The sequence below is a fragment of the Streptomyces sp. SYSU D01066-1 genome (assembly GCF_054956795.1).
On the sequence record NZ_JBUDHV010000062.1, the window covers coordinates 1 to 19,961 of the forward strand.

Here is a 19,961-nt window from a genome sequence, read left to right on the forward strand (position 1 = left end):
GCGCGCGTCCTGCTCCGCAGGAACGACGCGCCGACGCTACGCGTCGGTTCAGCCCCCGCTCCGCGGGGGCGGGGCTCGGTCCCTCCGGGACCGGATCCGCTCCGCGGATCGAGTTGGGTCGTCGGTGCGGTGTCCCGATCGCTCCGCGATCGTGCCTCCTCCCCGACTTGCCTTCGCTTTTCAAGTCCAACTTGACTGGGGTACAGGTTAATTCAGCTAGCAGTAGAGGCCAGCGGTCGCTGGTTCTGCCCGACTGGGTGATTGGTGACGGCTCGTCAGTTACGACCAGAACGCCGAGCCGCGCCAATCCTGTGTGCCGCTGCTTCCTTGTCTCCAAAACTTGGAGTATTCGAGTTCTGCCACTCCCCCGCATTACAGGAGATGGGACCCGGGGCGCCGCGAAACGAGGCTGCCGCCGCACTGAGCTCAGCGGCCAAACCTCAGCCGTTTGATGGCCCGATGGTCCCGGGAGCACGGACCAGATCGATGCCGTGCTCGGCAAGGGTGGCGGACACCAACTCTTTTTGCTCTGAGGGAAGTTGATCAGCGTTCAGCTTGGTGCGGACCTTGGCGAGCCAGGGGCCGATCATGACACGGTCGCCGTCCACCTCGATCCACTCTCGGGCGCCGGGGGTGCGTCCCCATCGTGCCACGAAGAGCCCGAGGATCTCGGTGGTCTGCGCGAACGTGCGCCGCCGCGATGTGCTCGGCCTGCCTGCGGCGTGCTCCTGGTCTAGGAGGGCGCGGTCGGGGGTGATTCCGATGCGGGCGAGCAGGTCGCGCTGGCCGGGGTCGAGGTGGTGCCAGCTGGTGAACTGGCGGTGCAGCCAGCTGCCCGCCTTCACCCCATGGATGACCGTGTCGCGGCCCAGCGTGCTGGGGTGGTTGCCGACTTCCAGGTGGCGGCGCAGCAGATGGTACTTGCGATGCCAGTCGGGGCCGTAGGGGAGTTTCCAGTCTGGGTCGAGGGCTGTGAGCTGGTTGTCGCGGTCGGGGGTGAGGCGGTCCTTTCGGGCCAGGGCACGCTGGTCGGCAAGGAACTGGCCGCCGGGTAGTTGGGTGGGGATGGCAAGGTGGCCGTGTTCGGCGTGGAAAGCCTCGACGGTGGCCAGGTGGCCCTGCCAGGTGGCCTCGTGGTCGTCCCAGATCATGCCGAGATCCTCGAGCTCGGCGATCCATGCTGGATCGAGGGCGCCCGCCTGGTAGGCGGTGCGCTGGCCGGTGATGAATTGCCCCAGCCGGTAGCCGTAAGCGTCCTCGTAGTCGGCGCTCACGCGCAGGTGACTGTGTTCGCTTTGGTAGCGGATGGCGGCGGCTAGGCCGGCGCGGCGGGGGGCGGACAGGACGGCGCCGTGGGAGGGCCAGACGAGCAGGTCCAGAGCGCGGGCGATCGCGGTGGGGTCGAGGGTGTGGTCGAAGCGGAAGCGGCGGGTGATGTAGGTGTGGGAATCGCGGGCGGGATGCTGGTTCTTGGCCCGGGGGGCGCGAGCGGCGATGGTCTGGTCGTGGTGGCGCAGGGCAGAGGTGACAAGCCAGAGAGCTTCGTAGGGGGTGCCGAGGAGGTCGGTGGGGTCGGCACCGGGCGGGATGTAGGCGGGGACAACGAGGCTGGCCGTCTTCGTTGTGGCGGTGGGTGGTTTGCGCAGGGCGCGGCCGAGGGCCTGGACGATGCGGCGGACGCTGGCGGTGCGGTCGGCGAAGACGACGGCGTCGACGGCCGGAAGGTCGACCCCTTCGCCAAGGACCTTGGCGTTGGCCAGCACGGCCCGGTCGGCGTCGGTGAAGCGGGCAATGATGTCCGCGCGTCGGCGGGGGCTGTGGGTGCCGTCGATGGACTGCACGACGACGTCGTCCACCCAGTCGGGGCGCAGTTCGTCGGGGAGGGTGCGCAGGGCGTGGGCGAACTGGCGAGCAAAGTCGGCGGCGTCGGCGATCTGCTGGAAGTAGACGAACACGTGCCGCAGGTTCTGCTCGCGCATGGCTTTGAGGATGGCCAAGTGCAGGGCGGTGGTGCGGCGCGCGGTGGGCCCGGCTTCCGGATCGGTGAGCGCGGTGTGCAGTTCAGTGTCGGTGACGGTGGGGACGACGAGCTGGTAGTCGGCTAGGACGCCGTCGTCGATGGCGTCGGCGTGGGAGTAGGTGTGCAGGCGGGGGCCGAAGATCTGCGGCTGGTCCATGGTGGCCAGCAGGGCCGGGTCGTCCCAGGCCGGTGCTGTGGCGGCGGTGCGCTTGGGCTGCGCCCTGGTGGTGGGCGGCTCGGTCAGACGTGGGGCATCCCACACATACGGGGTGGCGGTGAGGTAGAGGCGGCGATCGGCAGGGATGCGTTCGTTGTCGTGCAGCGCGGTCCAGCTCTTCTCCCAGGTGCCAGCCGTGGCGTGTGCTTCGTCCACGATCAGCAGGCCGAAGACGGGGGCGGGGAAGATTGCGGAGTGTTGGGCTTCTTCGATCTTGGACAGCGAGTCGTAGGTGAAGAAGACCGTTGCTTTGGGGTGGCGGGCGAGCCAGTAGGCCAGGTACTCCCCCGCGTTGGCCGATTCGACCTTGGCCTCTGCGAGGAGCGGGTGTGATTCGGCGCGCAGCGAGGAGATGGTGATCATCGGCTCCTGGCGGCCGTCCGCGCGAGCCGCTGCCGCCCACTGCGCGACCAGGTCCAGGCTGGGCACTGCCACTGCCAGGTGTCGCACGCCGAGTTCTTCGGCGACGCGCAGTGCGAAGAGGGTCTTGCCGGTGCCGCAGGCTGAGACGGCGTGTCCGCGGGTGCGCGGGCGGCGCAGGTGGCGGATTGTGTTGGCGAGGCCCTCTTGTTGGTCGGTGCGCAGGGCCAGACGCCCGGTGTGTTCTGTTGCGGTGGGACTGGCGGTCATCGCGCGTTTCCTCGGCATGCGTGAGGGGCTGACTCGCGTTCATTCTCGCGTACGGAGGGGTGTGGCGCAGTGTCTCTTGGTTGCCGGGGGCGCGCTGTGGGCCACGCGCGCCCCGTGATCTGCGTCGTCGGTTGTGGGTCACGGGCGATGATGGCGGCTACGTTGCGCCCGAGTGGAGCGCGAGTTGATCGCCGTGGGGCCCAGAGAGGGCCGGTCTTCCTCTCTTGATTGCGGGCGTTCCGATTGGTTGTGTTTTGTGGGGGTGAGTTCTCTCCCTCTTGATTTCATGCGGCCCGGCGGAGGGCTGTCTTGCGAGCCGTGGGCAGCCGCAGAAGGTCTTGGAGGGGCGTGCCGTGTTCGGCCCATCGGCACAGTCGGTCCCGGTCGACCCAGTGCACCTGGTGGCGTTCGCCCCATGTTTTGGCGTCCCGGGTGAAGGAGCCGTTGGTGACCACGACTGCGGTGTCGGCTCCGTGCACGGGGCCTGCGGTGCCTTTGACCTGGTACATCACTGATGAGCCGACTTTGCCGGCGACGGTGGTGTGCTTGGCCTGCAGAACGATTCTGCCGAGTTGGCGGTCCTCGCCAATGACGTCTGCGGCCTGGTCTCCTTGTCGGCCGACCTGTCGTGCGTTCCAGCCGTCTCGGAGGAGCAGGTCACGCAGGGCGAATTCGAAGGCCCGGTCGTCCATGGCGTCGAGCTGTGCGAGCGTGATCCGCAGCCGGGCCAGCGTCTGGGCCCGCACCTTCTGGGCCCGTAGCTCGCGCATGAACTTCCAGGCTGCGTACCCCAGGGCGAGAGCTGCAAGCAGGGCGAGCAACGGCCAGATGCGGACGGCTGCCTGCCATGTGGCTGTGGCGATCTTGGCCAGCAGCCAGAGTGCGGCGCAGGCGACGGCCGCGGCGGCGGCCTGTTCCCTGCCGCCGCGGGGTGGACGCAGCCGGGGCGAGCGGCGGGGCATCAGTGGTCCACGCTCGCTGACACTGATGGGGTTGGGGTTTGCGGTGTTGTCGGGGAGGCTTCTCCGAAGCCGATGAGCTGGCTCCATAGCCACACCACCGCGATCAGCCCTGCGATCGACCAGCCGCTCAGTTTCTTCGCGCTGGGGCGGGGTTTGCGCCGGTAATGACTTCGCACCTTGTAGTAGCCCTCGGGCGGCTTCGCCACTGCTTCCTCCTCCGTAGTGCCATGCCGTCAACTGCGGTCTGATCTCTGGAAATTGGTGTAGCAGCGGGCACTGACAAATCCGCCGGTTTGGTCAGTGCAGGCCTTGGCAGTGCCTCGAAAACGCGCCGTGATGCGGTCATGGGTCCGGCAGTGTTCGAACAGCGGGACAGTGGTGCTCGGGTCTGCGGAAATTCCTGTCATGCGGACTGGACTGGCGTGTTCTGGTACGGCTGTGGTGGCCGATGCAGGTGCTCATGCACCGCAGTGCTCTGTTTCCGTCACTTCGATCACATGCAGAAATGGCATGAAGCAGTACGTGTTCGATGCGCTCCTTATGGGAGCCGGTCGGGTGCCTTCAGGGATGGGGGCGGCTTTGGACGCGGGGGCGCTGTGGGGCTGCCTTTCTCGGCGGGGCCGAGAGGGGTACGGGCAGCCCCGGCGGTTGTGGCTATACCTTGGGCCGACGGCGGGTTGCAGATCGGTGAGTGTGCGCGGCCTGGGGCTTGCGTTTCGTCGGCGAGGGCGGGTCGGGCGTCCGTCGTGGGGTCATTCGGCCGCTTCGGTCAGGTGTGTGAGGGTGGAGCCGTCGATGTTCTTGGAGATGTGCAGGCGTTGGGTGATGCGGCGGCGGAGTTCGGGGACGTGGCTGATGAGTCCGACGGTGCGGTCGTGGGCGCGTAGGGAGTCCAGGACGTCGAGGACTTGGTGGAGGGTGTCTTCGTCGAGGGTGCCGAAGCCTTCGTCGATGAAGAGGGTGTCCAGTGCCTGGCCGCCAGCTTCGGCGGTGACGATGTCGGCCAGGCCCAGGGCGAGGGCGAGGGAGACGTAGAAGGATTCGCCGCCGGAGAGGGTGTCGGTGTGTCGTTTGTGTCCGCTCCAGGCGTCGAGGACTTTGAGGTCCAGGCCTGATTTGGCGCCTCGGGCGGCTCTGTCGTCGGAGTGGACGAGGGTGAAGCGGTGGTGGGACATGCGTGACAGTCGGGTGTTGGCGGCGTCGACGACGTCTTCGAGGCGGGCTGCCAGGACGTAGGACTCCAGTTGCATGCGGAGCTGGTTGCTGGGTGAGCCGCCGCTGATGAGGCCGTGGAGGTGATCGACGGTGCGGTAGGTGTCCTCGAGGGGTTCCAGGCGCTGGATGTGGCTGTCGAGCTGTGCGGTGAGGGTGGCCAGGGCGGTTGCGCGGTCGGCGGCCTGGGTGGCGAGGGCTGCCGTGCGGGAGTGGGTTGCGGTGGCGGTGTTCAGTTCGGTGACGGCGTGCTCGAGGTCGGCCGGAGGCTGGGCGATGGCTGCCTGTAGTTCGGGTTCGGCGAGCCGGGCGGTCAATACGAGGCACTGTTCACGCCAGTGGGTGATTTGGTTCTCGATCGCGGTGAGTTCGTCGTCGGGCAGGAGGGCGGCCGAGGCTTCGGCCGGGGAAGTGAAGCCTGCCGCGTGGGCTGCCTGCTCCGCGAGAGCGGCGGCGCTGTGGCGGCTTGCGGCGGTTGCTGTCACGGTGGCCGCGCACGCGGCGGCGGTCTCGAGGCGGCCGGCGTGCTGGGTGAGGTCGGTGATGCGGTCGGCGAGTGTGGCGTGCCCGTTGAGGGCGGTCGCGAGGCGGTGGGTGAGCTCTTCGCGCTGGGTGTGCAGGCTGTCGTAGGTGGCGTCGGCGGCGCCCAGGCGTGCGGTTGCGGTGTTGCGGGTGTGCTCGGTGTCGGCCTGTTCCTTTTCCAGGAGGGCGAGTTGTTCGCCGGCCGGTCCGGCGTCGGATGCCTGGGCAAGGGCGTCGGCGAGGTGTTGTTCGAGGGTTGTGCGGTGGGCGGTGAGGTCGGCGAGGGGGGTGTCGCCGCCGGCTTCACCGCGGGCCGTGGCGGCCTGTTCGTTCAGGTGGGCCAGGGTCTCTTTGGCCTTGTTCTCGTTCTGCTGGGCGCGGGTGTGGGCGGCTTCGGCGGCCTGTTCGTCGGCGGCGGTGGGCTGGCCTGGCTGGGCGGTGGCGGGTGCGGGGTGGGTGGGGGAACCGCATACGGGGCAGTCTTCACCGTCGACGAGCCGGCCGGCGAGCTCGGCGACGATGCCGTCGGTGCGACGGCGCCGGATGTCGATGTACGTTTTCGCGGCTTGTTCGGAGTCCTTCTCGGCCTGGCTGAGGACTTTGTGGGCGGCGCTGATCTGCTGGTCGAGGGCGTCACGGCGTCTGGCGGCTTCCAGCTGCTTTTCGACGAGGTTGAGGGTGGGGGTGAGTTCGCGGCTGGTCTCCTGTGCGCTGCGGGCGTCTTCCAGGCGTGCGGCAAGGTCGGTGCGGCGTTGCGGAATGTTGTTGAGCCGTTCCTGGGCGTCGGTGAGGGTTTCGGTGAGTTGTTGGCGCTCGCGGTCGAGTGCGTCCAATGCTGCCGTGTGGCGTTGGAGGGTGGCCTCGTCGGGCAGGAGCGCCTGGACGGCGCCGGTGTCGGCGTGCAGTTGCTGCGCGGCGTGAGTGAGGGCGGCGGCGTCGAGGGGCGCGTGTTCGGGCAGCAGAAGGGCGCGGGCGCGGCTGTCGTCGTCCAGGGCACGGGCGTGCTTGAGGTCGGCGGTGTGTGCGGTCTCCAGGACGGATTGCAGTTGCTGGGCTTTCACGGCGCGCTCGCGGCGGTCGGCGAGGCGGTCGTGGTGGGCGGTCTGCTCGTGGAGCAGGCCGAGGTCGTGTGCGGTGGTGCGGTGGCTCTGCTGTAGACGGTGGAGGTCGCGGACAGCCTGTTCTACCAGACGGGCTTGTGCCAGCTGCTGCTCGGCGGTCTCGGTGGCGGTGGCTGCGGCGTCTTGGAGGGTGAGGGCCTGGCGGTGCAGGGCGCTGGCCCAGGCACGGGCGGGTGCGGTGAGGGTGGCGGGGTCGTCGGCCCGGGGGGCGTCTTGGGCGGGTTCGAGGTCGTCGCCGGCTGCCTGCTGGATGCGTTCGGCCAGGCGCAGGACGTCGGCGCGGGCCTCGTCGCGCGTCTTGGCGGTGAGGGTTTTGCGGGTGGCGAGGAATTCTTCGATGAGGCCGAAGCGGCGGGTGCCGAAGAGGGTGCCGAGCAGGACCCGGCGTTCGGATGCGTCGGCGCGCAGGAACTTGGTGAACTCGTTCTGCGGGAGCAGGACGACCTGGCAGAACTGCTGCCGGGTCAGGCGCAGGAGGGACTTGATCTCTTCTCCGGCTTCCTTGTGGGACTTGATGATGCCTTCCCACTGGCCGTGTCCGTGTTCGTCGAGGACCCACTGGTGCAGGTAGGTTTCGGCCTTCTGGTCGACGAGTTCTGCGCTGTTGCGCAGGTGGGGTCGCTTCTGGGCGGGGATTCTGCGGATCTGCAGGCGCTTGCCGGCGAGGGTTACTTCCAGGGTCACTTCGGTCAGCAGGTTGGCGGGCGCGTGATCGCTGCGCAGCCGCATGTTGCGTTCGTGAGGCGGCAGGCCGTAGAGGGCGAAGCAAATGGCGGCGAACAGGGTGCTCTTGCCGGCGCCGGTGTCGCCGTGCAGGAGGAACAGGCCGTCGGCGGACAGGGCGTCGAAGTCGACGGTGTGCCGGCGGGCGAAGGGGCCGAAGGCCTGCAGGCGCAGGGAGTGCAGACGCATGTCAGACGGTTTCCTTCTCATGGGCGCGCACGCGCATGTCGTCGACGGCCTCTTGGAGGAGGTCTGCCTCTGCGGTGGTGGGTGGGGTGCCGCGCACGGCGGTGATGAAGTCGTGGGCGATGTCGAGGTCGCCGCGGCCGCGTACCCGTTCGCGGTAGGTGGGGCTGTCGGTGGCCTGTGCCGGGATGCCCGCGGGCACGTGCTGCATGTCCAGCGTCTTGGAGAAGCGCTGTCTGAGGCGTGCCATCGCCTCGTACGGCAGGGCGGTGTCGGTGAGGGTGACCTGCAGCCAGGCTTCGCTGAGCGGTTCGTGTGCGGGGTCGGTCAGCAGGTCCTCGATGCGGCCGGTCAGCCGGGCCAGCGGCAGATGGAGGTCGGCCGGGATGTCGTGGCGGGTGATCGTGGGGGCGCCGACGGCTGGCAGGTCGGCCAGGGTGATCGATTTGGTGTGGTTGGCCTCGGAGAAGGAGTAGGCCAGCGGGGAGCCGCTGTAGTGGATGCGGTCGTTGACGCTCTGCGGGCGGTGCAGATGGCCCAGGGCGGTGTAGTCGATGCCGTCGAAGAGGTCGGCGCCGGCGTGGGCGATGCCGCCGACGCTGATGTCGCGTTCGCTTTTGCTGGTGGTGGCACCGGTGATGAAGGCGTGGGCGAGGACGACGGAGCGGGTGCCCGGACGGGTGGCGAGGTCAGTCCGGATGCGGTCCAGTGCCGAGGTGAGGACGGCTTGGTGGGAGGCTGTCTCTGCGTCCAGCTGGGTGCGTACCAGGGCGGGCTCGAGGTAGGGCACTCCGTAGACGGCGACGGGGCCGTGCTCGTCGTCGAGGAGGACGGGGCGGGCGGCGTCGGCGGGGTCGGTGCGCAGGTGGACGCCGGCTTTGGCGTACAGGCCGGAGCCGGTTCCGAGGCGGTGGGCCGAGTCGTGGTTCCCGCTGATCATGACGGTGGGGATACCGAGGTCGGCGAGCTGGTGCAGAGCCCGGTCGAACAGGCGTACCGCGTCCAGACTCGGGATGGCACGGTCGTAGATGTCGCCCGCGATCAGCAGGGCGTCCACCTTCTGGGTGCGGGCGGTGGCGCAGATGTGGTCCAGGACCTTGCGCTGGTGGTCGATCAGATCTTCCCCGTGGAACCGGCAGCCGAGATGCCAGTCCGAGGTGTGCAGGAACCTCATGGGCACAGACCGTAACCAGAGTGGTGGGAGCTACGGGCGGTTTTCCCGATAAACGGTCTTGTTTCGGGGGCTTGGGGCACGTGAGGGAAAGGTTTCTTCGTATGCGCCGCCGGGTGGCGGAGCCGGACGCGGCTCGCAGGGTGATTGTCAGTGGCAGGAGGCAAGATAAGCAGTGGGGGAAGGAGGATGTGATGTCTTTATCGCGTTCTGCCAGGACCGAGCACGCTGTGGCGCCCGGGGGCTGCCGGTGGTGCGGAATCGAAGCCCGCGCGCACGCGCGGCAATGGACTGCGGAGGCCGGATGGCACGCCTGGACGGCGCCGACCACTGAGCAGCGCAAGGAGCGCATGCTGCAGCGGCGAACGCAGCAGCAGGTCAGCAGGCGAGGGCCTGCACCTCGGTGAAGATGTCCCGTAGCTGCTGGGGGACCTCTTCGGGGGTGGTGAGCATGGACACCAGTGCGTAGAGCATGTCGGCCTTGCCGTTGGGGCTGCTCTCTGCGGCCTGCTGTTTGATCATGTAGAGGATGCGCTCGCTGAACTTGCCTTTCCGGTGCTCGCTGAAGTCGTCGGCGCTCCAGGGCTGGCCCTCGGGGCGGGGCCAGTGGGCGTTGGCGGCGGCTGCCCACTGGAGGTCGCTGAAGAGCTCTTCCAGTTCGTTGTAGCCCTCGCCCTCGCCGACGTAGGAGACCTGCTTGCTGAGGTCGAGGCCAGCTTTGATGAGTTTCTCAGGCTTGAAGTGCTTATTTGTGCGGCTGTCGGCGTCGACCATCAGCATGACGGTGCGATGCTGCTTGACGAGGTAGCCGGCCAGGTGGAGTGCTCCTTCGTTGTTGTCGCAGGCCCACAGGGCGATGCCGGCCGCCTGCAGGGGCAGACCCTGCGAGAGACGGAAGAGCAGGGGCACGCACTGCTGCTCGGTGGGGCCCTCGACGGCCAGGAAGCAGCGTTCGTGCAGCAGGACGGAGTTGCGCAGGCCCACCGCGGCGGCGATCTGCCCGAGGTGGAAGTCGATGCCGTCGTGGGTGTCGCCGTCGAGGCGCTCGACGAGGGTGCGGCCGCTGTCGCTGAGCTTGAGGTGGACGACATCGGCGATGTCGACGCCGTCGATGAGGTTCATCGAGTGGGTCGCGACGATGACGCTGACGTGGGGCAGGGCGCACTGCTTGCGGATGATGTCCATGACGGTGCGCTGGTGGCGGTAGTCGAGGTGGGTGTCGGGCTCGTCGTAGACGACGATGGTCTGGGTGGGCTGGGGCTCGTCCTGCTCCCCCGTCGCGCCGAGTTCACTGCTTTCGAGGAGGCTGCTGGTCCACTCCCACACGGCGAGGGCGATGCGCCGGGTGCTGCCCTGGCCCGAACGGGTCAGATCCACGGGCTCGCCGTCGGCCTTGGAGACCTCCAGCGGCGCTCTTTTGAAGCCGCCCTTGAAGGAGACCTCGGGCTTGACCTCCACGCCGACGAACTCACGGCAGTGCTGGCGGATGTGCCGGCACAGGGAGTCCGCTTCCTTCTCCAGCCGCTGCGTGATCTCCTTCTCGATCTCCCGGACCTGTCCCTGGAGGGTCTCGTCCTCGAGATGGGTCTCGTAGCAGCTGCTCAAAGCGGTGCGCACCGCGTCGTCCGGGCTCTCGTCCTTGCCGCCGAACGCCAGCAGCCGCGGCAGCCGTGCCTCGAGGTCTTTCGGCAGCGGCTGCCACTGCTCGGTCTGCGGGACGGTCGTGGCGTGCGCGGCGAGCGCGGCCAGCAGGTCTTCCTTCAGCGTGCCTGACGGGACGAGGCCGAACTCGGCGACCAGTTCGGTCAGGTCCTTCTTCATCAGCCGGCCCAGGCCCTGCAGACGGCTGTCGGCGGGCTGCGATCCGAAGAACTCCCAGCACGCCGCCTCACCGGCCCGTGAGCGGCGCCGGATGCGGATCTCCGCCGGTAAGGGGGCGGCGGCCTGCTCGACGGTGTCCAGGCGGAAGACGCCCTCCACCCATGTCTCCGCGCAGCGCTGTCCCTTGACGCCCTCGTCCTGCTGGTAGGTGCGGTCCTCGTCCGTCAGACGGTGCTCGCCCAGCAGGAAGGCCAGCGCGGCCAGGACCGCGCTCTTGCCGCCGTCGTTGCGGCCGGCCAGGATCGTCGGGCTGCTGACCAGGATGTCCTGCACATGGGTCAGCGAGCGGAACCCGCACGCGGAGAAGCGGATGAGGTGCACGGTCGAGCTGCTCCGTATCTCCCCGCTCCGCCGGGCGACGGACAGGGGTGTGGCGTGCGGGCGTTACGCGTGCGGATGAGGCGGTTGAGGCCTCGGCGCAGGCAGTCATCCTAGAGGCACGCAAAGCAACCGTGCCCCGTATTGCGCCAGTTAGCGTCTGGGCGAGGAGAGGCTGAGCCTCGCCTCCTCAGGCGGAACGCCGCATCCCGCAGAAACCGGGGCGCTGCGCCGGGCACAGCCTCAGTGAACGTCTTTGACCAGCGCGAACCCGACATGCACGGTTCCACGCACTGTGGTTGAGAGCTGAGGGGCACCGGGCCGGGAGCTTGGACGTCGCATCCGCTACGGACGCGCCTTTCATCACGGGCATCGCGACCAACTGATCAATTCTCCTGGGTTCCGAGAGCAGTCCTCGGTGCGAACCGGAGCGCGACGCCCAACCATCACTCTGCCCGCTCTACTTGACGTTCTGTCATTTTTGTCAACTTCATTACATGGTGGAATATTTGGAGCTAATCTTTTGAGGTCTGATCTGAGGTGATACGACGTGAGTGACGTACGTCCGGCACAGCCGGGGATGCTGGTGGTGGTCCGGGAGTTCCGCGGCATGACGCAAGCCGACGTGGCTGAGGCGATGGTGAAGGCCTCCGGCGGTGACGCGGCGGTGTCCCAGGGGTATGTGAGCCGCGCCGAGAGCGGCCGGCTGGCGGTCTCGGGAGAGCGGCTGGAGCTGTACGCGGCGGCTCTGGGGTATCCGCCGGATCTGCTGTGTCTGGACCCGCAGGTACACGGGGTCGGCGTGGGGCTCGTCCACCACCGCAAGCGTGCGTCGTTGACCGTCTCCGCCCTTCGGCACCAGCATGCCCATCTCGCCCTGACGCGGGTTCAGTTGCAAGGCATCGCCGCGTGCCGGCCCGGTCTCGGTGTGCGGCCTGCGACCATCCCCACGGTCGCACTCGACGCCCTGACCACGGCGAAGGACGCAGCCCGGCAGGTTCGCAAGGCCTGGGGCATGCCGCCGGGCCCGGCGGCTGACATGACGGCATCCCTGGAAGCGGCCGGAACGCTGGTAGTCGCGCGTGATCTGGGCAGCGACCGGCTCGATGCGGTCAGCCAGTGGGACGGAACACAACCGCCGCTCATCCTGGCCAACGACCACGCGCCCGCAGACCGCTACCGCTTCAGCCTGGCGCACGAGCTGGGGCACCTGGTCCTGCACCGGTCCCCCGGCGACAGCGCCGTGCAGGAGCGGCAGGCCGACGAATTCGCTGCCGAGTTCCTCATGCCCGCGCGTGACATCCGCTCCGCCTTCACGCCTCGCGTCGACCTGGAACTCCTGGCCCGGCTGAAGCGAGAGTGGAAAGTGTCGATGGCCGCGCTGCTGCGCCGGGCACAGAGCCTGAACATCGTCACGGACTGGCAGTACCGCAGCGTGATGGTGGAGATGTCCGCGCTGGGATACCGCACAGCCGAGCCGGTCGAGATAGACCAGGAGCGGCCCCGGTACGTCCCCGGACTGATCCGCTCTGCTCTGGACGCGGGGATCAACGAGGAGGAGTTGGCCCGCTGTGCGCGGCTGCTGCCTGAGGACTTCCAGCTGCTGTACGCCCCGCGCGAAGGCGCGGCGGTGGATTCCGCTTCGAAGGTGAGGCCATGACTGAGTCGTTCCCCTCCCCGCGCCCGGGCACCGGTTCCGATCCCGCGGAGCCTCCCGACCCTCCTCTCAGCCAACCGCCCCCTGTACCCGGGCAGTTGCGGGGTCGGATGCTGCTGCAGGCCGGAGCGAGCCGCGTCGGCTATATCCGCGAGCAGCTCGATCCGGTGCGCAGCGGGCTTGTCGTCAGCGGGGCCGGGGCGGCGGCGAAGGTCCGCAAACTGCGCGAGGAAGGGTTCACGGGACCGCTGCTGGCGGATCCCGCCGTCTACACCGTGGCGGCGGCCAGCGAGGACGACCCATTTCCCGACGTCTCGCAAGGCCAGCTGGCCTTCGGCGACCCGCTGCAGCTGTCGATTGAGGAGCAGGTGGGCCACCGTGCGGGCGCGACGGCGGCCATGACGCCCACCGGATATCTGCACGCGGAAGACTCCGACGCCCTCAAGGCCGCCGTCCACCAGGTTCTCAAGCTCGAGGACCCCCACGTCTTCTTCAGTGTGCCGGTGGACGTGGCGTGGCTGCGCGACGACGCGGTCGGACAGCTGATCGCCTGGCTCAATGTCGTGCCGAACCCCAAAGCGGTCATGCTCGGCGGGCAGATGGACCCGCTGGCCGGCTTCTCCCAGGCGGTGGGCAACCTCAAGCGGCTGCTGGCGGAGGTCCCCGGGACCGCGCTGCTGCGTGCCGACCTCGCGGCGTTCGGGGCTCTGGCCCACGGGGCGGCGTTCACCGCTTTCGGCGCCACCAGCAGCGTGCGGCACATCGTCCCGCCCGGTCAGGCGGCCAAGCGGTCCCCGGGCGGTCCGAACTCGCCCTCCGTGCTGCTGCCGGAGCTGATGGACTTCTTCCTCGGCGAGACGCTGGCGAAAAGGTTCGCCGCGGGCCTGGCGCCGGTGTGCCGGTGCGCGGCCTGCGACGGGCTCGTCCTGGACACTTTCGTCAGCAATCACTGGCAGGTGCCGGCGGCCGCCCACAATGCGGCGGTGCTGATGGAGTGGCTGCGCAGCATGGACGCCGTCGAGCCAGCCGGGCGGCCCGCGTGGTGGCAGCAGCGCTGTCGGCGCGCGGTGGACCGCTACCCGGTGCTCAACGCTGAACTCGACCATCCCGGGTTCAGCGCCTTCAAGGTGCCCCAGCAGCTGCTGCAGTGGGCACAGGCCCCCGTCGGCCCGCAGGCCCCCTCCACGGCACGCCCGGTGGCGGGCGCGGAGCGCGGTGAGCCGTGACTAGCCGATGCGGTGGTGGAACTCCTCGATGAAGCACCATGCCGCGGGGGTATGGCGGCGCGGGGTGTAGGGCCGCGGTTCCAGCAGCAGGTCCACGCTCTCGCCGTCGGCCACCAGGACGCCGATGCCGTAGAAGGCGGCTTCCATCAGCTTCTCCTCAGGCGCCGGTGGAGCGCTGTCCAGCAGCAGGGCGCGCCGGCAGAAGGGGGCGAAACGGCCGGCTTGCTCGAGTCCCCCGCGCCAGCCCGCGGCGCTTGCCCGCACCACGGCGAGATCAACGGTGAGCGGCCGCACCGCGCGACGGGTGACCTCACAGCGGTCGACGTCGGCGGCACCGGCCGGAAGCCGACGTACCGCCGAACGCAGCCGTGCAGGCAGCGTCGCCAGTGCAACGGGCTCGTCGACGGGCAGCTCCAGAAGCGTCTGCAGCGCATCAAGACTGTCGAGGCGTGCCGCTGAGACGCGGGCGCGGCGTGCGCATTCTTCCTCGTCAAGCCGGTAGAACAGCAGCGCCTGGCTGCCCATCAGCTGGAGCGAGACAGACAGCACGGCCGGATCCAGCAGGGCCGCAGAGGCTGCGCGTACCGATGTGCCCACCGACGGGCTGGCCAAGGTCACCATGCCGTTCACCCTGCCTCATCCGACTTCAGCCGTACCCGGCGGCCCCGACTATCCCACCCGATGGGGCACGGCCGCCTCGTCCAAACGTTCCAAAAACCCGCCCATTCCTTGCGACAGTGCTATATCGCCGATCGCACGGCAGAACCACCGCCGTTTACTCGAAAACCCTGGGCCGCAGTCTGCGGACACGCCGCGTGGGCCCACTGAGCCCTGGCGCAGGCCCCGCAGCACCCGCCGCACCGTCGGCTCGGTGACCTGCCTGCGGCAGACCGGCGCTTTGCACAGGTCAGGAACTGGTACGACGGGATACTGTCGTTCACTGATCCTGGCTGGCTTCGGACGAGTTGTCAGTTCCGGCGGTGCTGGGGAAGGCTGCGAGAGTTGCACCCTGCCGCGGTTCATCGGGCAGGGCCAGCTCGAACCAGACCACTTTGCCCGTGGAGAGTCTGCTGACTCCCCAGCGTCTGGCGATCCGGTTGACCACATAAAGTCCACGGCCGGTCTCGTCCGTGCTGTTGGGCTGACGGGCTCTGGGCAGGCTCGGCTCATCGTCGACCACTTCGCACCGTAATACGTCGGTTCGTAGCAGCCGCAGGGTGACGCGCTGGGAGGTGTGACGCACAGCGTTAGTCACAATCTCACTGACCAGCAGTTCCACCGGATCCGTTAGCTCCTCCAGTCCCCAGCGCGACAGCGCGCGTCGTGCGTGGTGCCGGGCCTTGCGGGGGGCCGTGTCTTTTGCGTCGAGGTGCCAGAAGGCGACATCGCCCGGCGCGAGGCCGTCGAAGCGGGCAGCGAGCAATGCCACATCGTCTCCTCGGACTCTCTCGATTGGTCCGACGAGTGCGTCGATCACGTTGTCGCAGAGTGTCTCCAACTCCACTGGTCCGCGGTTGTCGTTGGCCGGACGGTCTGCGGCCACCTGTTCGCGCAGCTGTTCTATCCCGTCCCACACGTCTCGGGTTCGCGATTCCACCAGTCCGTCGGTGTACATCAGGAGTGTGGCGCCGACGGGGGCATCCACTTCCATGACCTCGTAGTCCACGCCGCCCACACCAATAGGGGTGCCGGGCAGTACCTGCAGCACCTCGGCCTTGCCGCCCAGGTGCAGCAGGACCGGTGGGGGATGTCCGGCGTTCGCAATGGTGAGGCGGTGTGATAGCGGGTCGTAGACGGCGTACAGGCAGGTCGCCATATGGTTCCCGCCCAGTCGCTGGGCCTGCTCGTCGAGGTGGTGCAGGACTTCGTGGGGCGGCAGGTCGAGGCCGGCCAAGGTCTGCAGTGAAGTCCGCAACTGGCCCATGATGGCGGCGGACACAGTGGCGTGGCCCATGACATCGCCGATGACCAGGGCGGCTCGGCTGCCAGGCAGGGGGATGGAGTCGTACCAATCGCCGCCGACGCGTGCAGTCTCGGTGGCTGGCAGGTAGCGGCTGGCGAGTCGGATGCCGGTGGGCTGCGCGAGGCTTGCAGGCAGCATGGTGCGCTGCAGTTCGTCCATGGCGATGGCCTGACTTCGGACCAGGAGTGCCCGGTCGATACCGAGGGCGGTATGCGTGGCCATCTGTGCCGCGACGAGCAGGTCCGCCTCGTCGTATCGCGTCGAATGGTGACGGAGGAACACGGCGAATCCGAGCAGTTGCCTCTTGCTCTGCAGGGGAGCGATGATCACGCTGGCCTGGGCTGGGAGAAGGCCGGCGGTGACGTCTGCCAGCGCAGCGCGAGACAGGGCATCGTTGACAGTGACGGGGCGCACGCTGCTGAGGATCTCGGCCAGGGGGCTGCCTTTCGGCACGGTGAGTTCCTCGGGCGCCGACGGCAGCGGGAGGAGAGCCGCCGGCTTGGGTGCGTTCTGGCGGTGAGCGAGGCGCACATCGCCCAGAGACGACGATTCGTAGTCCTGCAGTGGCTCTCTGAGGTAGATGAGGATTCCGTCGGCGAACTCCGGCACCGCTGCACCGCCGAGGCCTGTCACGACTTCCTCGACGGTGATGCCAGCGGCGATGCGCTCTGTGGCGGCGGAGGCGAGCCGCATACGGTCCAGCGATGGTACGGGTCCGCCGACCAGCTCGCCCGGCTCGAATGGCATGGTCACGGGGTTGTGTGCGGTTGTTGCCAACAATGGACTGCCGTCTTGCGCCGGGGCTCGCGTGCTGTCTGCAGCCGGCGCCAATGTGCCCCCAACGGTCTGGCCGGGGATCGTACGACCACTGCGACCGTCCTTGGCAGCCTCGGCGACATTCATGCCGAGGTCCTCTGCGGCTTCCTGTACGGCGTCGTGCTCCAAATCCAGTGCGACACGCACCTTCTCCAGCGCATCGTCAACGGCGTCGAGCCCGGCCTCTTCAGGTGCTGGCGGCGTAAGCGGAGCGGGCAGCAGGCTGCCGCCGCCGTCGGACTGGGCTGAGGTCGTCGTCTTCGCCTTGAGGGCCTCAAGCTCGGTTTCCAGTTCCTGGATCCGCCGTGCTGCGTGATCGGCGACCGCCTGTGCCCGCTGCCGGTCGCCGTCGGCACGGGCCAGCTGCGTGCGCAGTTCCAGCTCCTGGCTTTCGGCCCGTCGTCGTGTCTGTTCCAGGCGCTCGACATCCGCTGGGGCCCGCAGGGCGGAACCCCTCAGTGCGTCAATACGGCGGGTGAGTTCCAGAACCTTCGCCTGGGCTTGGCCGAGCATGCCGAAGAGAATGGTGGCGATCTGCAGGGCCTGCTGTCGTCCCTGCTCACTGGCCTCGAAGGCCCGACGGGCGCGGTTGAGTTCCTCATAGGCGGTGATGGCCTGACGCTGAACCTCCAACACCTCCCGCGCGGTTACCTGTGGGCCGCTGCCGTCGGTGGCCGTCGGCGCAGTCTGCGCCAGACGCCATAATTTTTGCAGGGGGACCAGTCGCTGGTCGGCTGTCTCGCTGTCGTCGTCCGGGTAGCAGACGTCAGCCACAGCTTCCACCAGATCCCACGACAAGCCCTCGCCCGCCAGTTGCTTACGGAGCCTGGTCAGCGACGGCACCTGGCCACTAACGAAGTGTTCGGCCGTCAGGCGCTGATGAAGGTGGACCACGGGCACTCCTGCCGTGTCCAACCACGAGCGGAGCATTCCGACGAGCTCGTTGATCTCCGCGCATGAACCGCGCGCCGGCATCCACGGTCGCCCGGCCCGAGTCCGCTCCCCCAAAACGCAACCCCCTCTTGCCGATTGTTCTGCCACAACCCCCGGCTTATCTCTGCAACAACATCCAACCGCTCGTCCACCGGCGTGCGCCGGGAAATCGTGGAACTGCATCCGACGAACCGACAACCCGAGTCACAGGCGGTATTACGCGTGTCCCCCCGCTCAACGATCGTGCTGGTCCTGCTCGCCATCGTTCTCACGCTCGCCCTGACCGCAGGCATCACTGCCGCCGCGCTGGCCCGCTGGGACAACGCGAGCATCCCTGCGGCCATCACCCGCGCAGGAATCGCCTTCGCCAGCGCGCTCTCCCTCGGTATCGCCTTCACCGCGCTCCTCGTTTCCATCTGGTCATAGACACACTGAGTAGTGGTTGGTGCCCCAGCGGTCGCTGACGGCGGTGGCCTGGAGCCGGGTGAGGTTGCCGCGGACGACTCCGGCGAGTCCGGCGTACGGATGAGCGCGAGAGCTGCGGTAGAGGCTCCGGGCATCGCGCTTCCCGCCGCCGTGGACACCGTCCTGGCCGTCTCCGCCGCCCGCCAGGTCGGTGCGGGCTCCGCGGTCGCGGATGTGGGGAGGCAGGTCGGCGGTGCGCTGGGCACCGCGGTCAGCGGCAGTGTCATCGCCACCTCAACCGCAACGACCTGCCTCAGGCTGCGCAGGTGCCGGGCGCGGCCGGGGACGCTGTACGCGAGTCGCTGCCGGGCGCCTCCGCGGTCGCCCGGCAGCTGAGCGGTCCGGCCGGTGAGCGGATGCCGTCCGCTGCGCAGCACTCCTTCGTCCTCGGCTTCACCGGCACCCCGGCGTCCCGCGCGCCAGGCCGAAGCATCACCCGCCTCAGCCAGTCGGGTTCCAGGCAGTGCGAGAGGGCCCGGATCGGGTGGATCCGGGCCCTCTTTAGAAGTAGCGGGGACAGGATTTGAACCTGCGACCTCTGGGTTATGAGCCCAGCGAGCTACCGAGCTGCTCCACCCCGCGTCGGTATCCCCCCACCGTACGCCATCCCAGCAGGCGCCGAAGACCACCTTCAGGGCTCTACGCGGCGAAGCCGACGTTGGTGACGTACTCGTACTGGCCCCACTGCGAGCCGAGGTCGACGATCGTGTCCTGCCACGCGGCGTCGAGACTCTGGTGGTCGCCGGCCGCCCAGGAGCCGACGATGCGGTCCCAGCGGCGCACGTTCATCGTCCGGTACTCCACCACGCGCTGCAGCGGCTGCGGCACCTGGGACTGGTTGAGCGGGTGGATCTCCACCCGGGTGCCGCGTCCGTCGCGGTTGAGGCGCCTGAGGAGATGGCGGGCGACGTAGCGGCGGCGCACCGTCCGGTACGCCTGGTCGATGCGTTCCAGGCTGGTCTTGGAGGGGCGGCGTTTGCCCTCCAGCCAGGCCTTTAGCGTCCGGCGGGTCACGGTGAGTCCGGCATCCTGCGCGGCCTTCAGGGTCTGGGTCGACTTCGTCAGGTAGTGCAGGCGCGCCATCCAGCCGCGCTTTGCGGTCACGGGAGTGGCGATGCCGCCCGCGAGTTCGTCGAGTTTGCGAGCGACGGCGTCGCTGCCCTTGATGCCCCGGGCGCCGAACCTCCCGAAGTCGATGTTCTTCTCCGGCACTACTCCCCCTCGCCTGCGTGCTCAGCGGCGTCGGTTCCGGCGGTGTACGTGTCCTTGACCTTGACCTCGGTAACACCGCGGCCTTCGGCGAAGACACGGCGCCAGTCACCGATGACGTAGAGTTCGTCGGTGCCCATCGCCCGGACGACGGCCAGGCCCTCGTCATGGGCCTTGAGCGCCTTGAGCCACAGATTGGCGAAGGCCTGGCTGCGGATGAGGTGCATCCAGTCCGGACGGTAGAGCTCCCGGTTGTAGTTCGACTCCCCCATCGTGGAGACGAACTTCGAGTACATCGCCTTCACGTACTCCAGCGTCACCGTGTCGCCCTGCTCGATCGCCGTGTCGCGGGCGTCCTTCAGGGCGATGCGGAACTTCTCCAGCAGGTTCTCCGTGGCCCCGGAGGTGTACGACTCGTGGATCTGAGGAGGCGCGCACAGCTGGTGCTTGGGGCCGGACAGGCGCTGCAGGAGGCGGAGCGTCGGCTCGGTGACCCACAGGGGACCGGGCTCGTCCCGCTGGCCGATCGGGTTGGGCAGCACCGCCTCGTGCTCCCACTCGGGCGGGGTGATCAGGTGGACTCCGGAGCGGCGGCGGTCGTGGGCCAGGCCGGTGGAGTGCTCGAGCTGGCCTAGGGGGCGTCTTCAAATGTCACGCCCACATCAGGAGTGATGCGAGGGTGACGGCTGCCTGGTAGGACTCGGCGGTCTTGTCGTAGCGGGTTGCGAT

The 19,961-nt window shown here is 68.5% G+C and carries 12 protein-coding genes, 1 tRNA gene and 1 pseudogene; 3 read left to right on the forward strand and 11 right to left on the reverse strand.

Features of this window, described 5'->3' with window-relative positions:
* Positions 1 to 440 precede the first annotated feature (440 nt).
* From ACY1JF_RS31485 to ACY1JF_RS31510, 6 genes are all read right to left on the reverse strand, one after another.
* Positions 441 to 2,867 carry a helicase associated domain-containing protein gene (locus tag ACY1JF_RS31485; RefSeq protein WP_462708689.1) on the reverse strand — a complete coding sequence of 809 codons (2,427 nt, stop codon included), beginning with the start codon at positions 2,865 to 2,867 and terminating at the stop codon, positions 441 to 443.
* A gap of 284 nt (positions 2,868 to 3,151) precedes the next feature.
* Positions 3,152 to 3,829: a restriction endonuclease gene (locus ACY1JF_RS31490; protein WP_462708690.1), complete on the reverse strand. Its 678-nt coding sequence runs from the start codon at positions 3,827 to 3,829 to the stop codon at positions 3,152 to 3,154.
* Entirely contained in the window at positions 3,829 to 4,035 is a 207-nt protein-coding gene (locus tag ACY1JF_RS31495) for a hypothetical protein (RefSeq protein WP_462708691.1), read from the reverse strand. The genes ACY1JF_RS31490 and ACY1JF_RS31495 overlap by 1 nt, the downstream gene beginning before the upstream one ends.
* 546 nt (positions 4,036 to 4,581) lie before the next feature.
* Positions 4,582 to 7,596, reverse strand: a complete 3,015-nt coding sequence (locus ACY1JF_RS31500; RefSeq protein ID WP_462708692.1) for an AAA family ATPase — start codon at positions 7,594 to 7,596, stop codon at positions 4,582 to 4,584.
* A gap of 1 nt (position 7,597) precedes the next feature.
* On the reverse strand, positions 7,598 to 8,767 hold the full coding sequence (locus tag ACY1JF_RS31505) for an exonuclease SbcCD subunit D (RefSeq protein WP_462708693.1): 1,170 nt from the start codon (positions 8,765 to 8,767) through the stop codon (positions 7,598 to 7,600).
* Positions 8,768 to 9,142: 375 nt separating this feature from the next.
* Positions 9,143 to 10,966, reverse strand: coding sequence for an ATP-dependent nuclease (locus tag ACY1JF_RS31510; protein WP_462708694.1), 1,824 nt, complete (start codon positions 10,964 to 10,966; stop codon positions 9,143 to 9,145).
* Between the two features lie 547 nt (positions 10,967 to 11,513).
* Here ACY1JF_RS31510 and ACY1JF_RS31515 point away from each other — a divergent pair.
* Positions 11,514 to 12,623, forward strand: a complete 1,110-nt coding sequence (locus ACY1JF_RS31515) for an ImmA/IrrE family metallo-endopeptidase (RefSeq protein ID WP_462708695.1) — start codon at positions 11,514 to 11,516, stop codon at positions 12,621 to 12,623.
* A gap of 107 nt (positions 12,624 to 12,730) precedes the next feature.
* Positions 12,731 to 13,846, forward strand: a complete 1,116-nt coding sequence (locus ACY1JF_RS31520) for a hypothetical protein (protein ID WP_462708696.1) — start codon at positions 12,731 to 12,733, stop codon at positions 13,844 to 13,846.
* Here the strand turns inward: ACY1JF_RS31520 and ACY1JF_RS31525 are convergent, their stop codons facing one another.
* Together ACY1JF_RS31525 and ACY1JF_RS31530 are read right to left on the reverse strand one after the other, a co-directional pair.
* Positions 13,847 to 14,476, reverse strand: a complete 630-nt coding sequence (locus ACY1JF_RS31525; RefSeq protein ID WP_462708697.1) for a hypothetical protein — start codon at positions 14,474 to 14,476, stop codon at positions 13,847 to 13,849.
* A gap of 307 nt (positions 14,477 to 14,783) precedes the next feature.
* Positions 14,784 to 17,519 (reverse strand): ATP-binding SpoIIE family protein phosphatase, encoded by a 2,736-nt coding sequence (locus ACY1JF_RS31530; protein WP_462708698.1) that lies wholly within the window; start codon positions 17,517 to 17,519, stop codon positions 14,784 to 14,786.
* A 210-nt stretch (positions 17,520 to 17,729) separates the two neighbouring features.
* Between ACY1JF_RS31530 and ACY1JF_RS31535 the strand changes: the two genes are divergently transcribed.
* On the forward strand, positions 17,730 to 17,984 hold the full coding sequence (locus tag ACY1JF_RS31535) for a hypothetical protein (RefSeq protein ID WP_462708699.1): 255 nt from the start codon (positions 17,730 to 17,732) through the stop codon (positions 17,982 to 17,984).
* 547 nt (positions 17,985 to 18,531) lie between these two features.
* Here the strand turns inward: ACY1JF_RS31535 and ACY1JF_RS31540 are convergent.
* From ACY1JF_RS31540 to ACY1JF_RS31550, 3 genes and pseudogenes are all read right to left on the reverse strand, one after another.
* Positions 18,532 to 18,605: transfer RNA gene (locus tag ACY1JF_RS31540), tRNA-Met, on the reverse strand.
* Positions 18,606 to 18,662: 57 nt separating this feature from the next.
* On the reverse strand, positions 18,663 to 19,235 hold the full coding sequence (locus tag ACY1JF_RS31545) for a transcriptional regulator (RefSeq protein ID WP_462708700.1): 573 nt from the start codon (positions 19,233 to 19,235) through the stop codon (positions 18,663 to 18,665).
* Positions 19,235 to 19,870 (reverse strand): annotated as a pseudogene (locus ACY1JF_RS31550) (transcriptional regulator); the annotation flags it as partial. The gene ACY1JF_RS31545 and the pseudogene ACY1JF_RS31550, both read right to left, overlap by 1 nt.
* Between the last annotated feature and the right edge of the window lie 91 nt (positions 19,871 to 19,961).

Bases quoted from the DNA above. Each gene is read 5' to 3' on its own strand.
- ACY1JF_RS31485 (WP_462708689.1), bottom strand. From the start codon at position 2,867: ATGACCGCCAGTCCCACCGCAACAGAACACACCGGGCGTCTGGCCCTG.
- ACY1JF_RS31490 (WP_462708690.1), bottom strand. From the start codon at position 3,829: ATGCCCCGCCGCTCGCCCCGGCTGCGTCCACCCCGCGGCGGCAGGGAA.
- ACY1JF_RS31500 (WP_462708692.1), bottom strand. From the start codon at position 7,596: ATGCGTCTGCACTCCCTGCGCCTGCAGGCCTTCGGCCCCTTCGCCCGC.
- ACY1JF_RS31505 (WP_462708693.1), bottom strand. From the start codon at position 8,767: ATGAGGTTCCTGCACACCTCGGACTGGCATCTCGGCTGCCGGTTCCAC.
- ACY1JF_RS31520 (WP_462708696.1), top strand. From the start codon at position 12,731: ATGCTGCTGCAGGCCGGAGCGAGCCGCGTCGGCTATATCCGCGAGCAG.